A 1,088-nucleotide genomic window follows, 5' to 3' on the forward strand; every position below is an offset into this window, starting at 1 on the left:
ATCGCGCAGTGACTTCGCCCAATATTCCAGCGTCGCTTCGATTGATGCACTCAAAATCCATGACCTCCGACTCATGGTCACCCATTGATTCAGAGTTCAACGCGTTTAGCAACTAAAAAATGCAACTGTAATGCTAAGGGATGGCCCCAAGGCGTCTGGAATGGTGGGCGTCATGGACATCTACAGGAAGCTGCCGCGATCCTTTGTGGCCATACGCCCGAAGAGATCGGTTGGAACTTGCATCTCGGAATGCTCGCTGAGTGGGGCGTCGACGAACACCTGCTGTTTGCTGTTCTAGCCCATCATGGTCGTCCCTTCGCGACGGAAGAACGCGCGGGGAAAGAATGGCAGCGTGTTCCATCTGTCGGCTATGATCCTATGGCAATTTCAGCCGAAATCGGCGCGTTGATCCGAGTTTGGTTCGCAGCAGCATTCGAATCAGACGTTGAAACCAAAATGCCCACTGCACCAGATTTCCAACATCTACTTTGCGGCCTTGTCTCCCTCGCCGACTGGGTTGGATCGACCAAGAATATTTTTGATTTTGTTCCCGATCTCGATGGTCAGTACATCACGACGGCTCGTGACAGGGCACGCAAGGCGCTGGCGTATATCGGTTTCGATGCGAGCAGCTTCCGCGATCAGGCGAGCGGACGCACCGATTTCGCGACCCTCACCAAAGGTATGGAGCCGCGGCCGCAGCAACGCCTGATCGGTGAATTTCCACTCGAAGAACATCTTGTTATCCTGGAAGCCGAAACGGGTTCGGGAAAGACGGAAGCCGCATTGTGGCGGTTTGCGCGCCAATTCGAGGCCGGCCTGGTGGACAGCCTCTACTTCGCGCTTCCCACTCGAGCTGCAGCCATCCAGTTACATCGGCGGGTGAACGAAATAATGGGGCGCTTGTTCGATGGGGGCGGCCCCGAAGCGGTCCTCGTCGTTCCGGGCTATCTAAGAGCCTGACCGCAAAAGATAGTTGAGCGATTTCAGTAGGTTGTGATTCTGTCGGTTTGCAACAACAGACGGATTCGCAATGGCTTGGACTGAAATCGCCCGGCAACGATATTGCCGGGCCGGATTGCGCTACG

1 protein-coding gene is annotated in these 1,088 nt (G+C 55.2%); it reads left to right on the forward strand.

The genetic code is table 11. From position 1 onward, the window contains the following. Window positions 1–84: 84 nt before the first annotated feature. Entirely contained in the window at window positions 85–963 is an 879-nt protein-coding gene (locus AruPA_RS21685; protein ID WP_265638798.1) for an HD domain-containing protein, read from the forward strand. Window positions 964–1,088: the final 125 nt, after the last annotated feature.

This window comes from Acidiphilium sp. PA (genome assembly GCF_026191915.1).
Taxonomy (GTDB): Bacteria; Pseudomonadota; Alphaproteobacteria; order Acetobacterales; family Acetobacteraceae; genus Acidiphilium.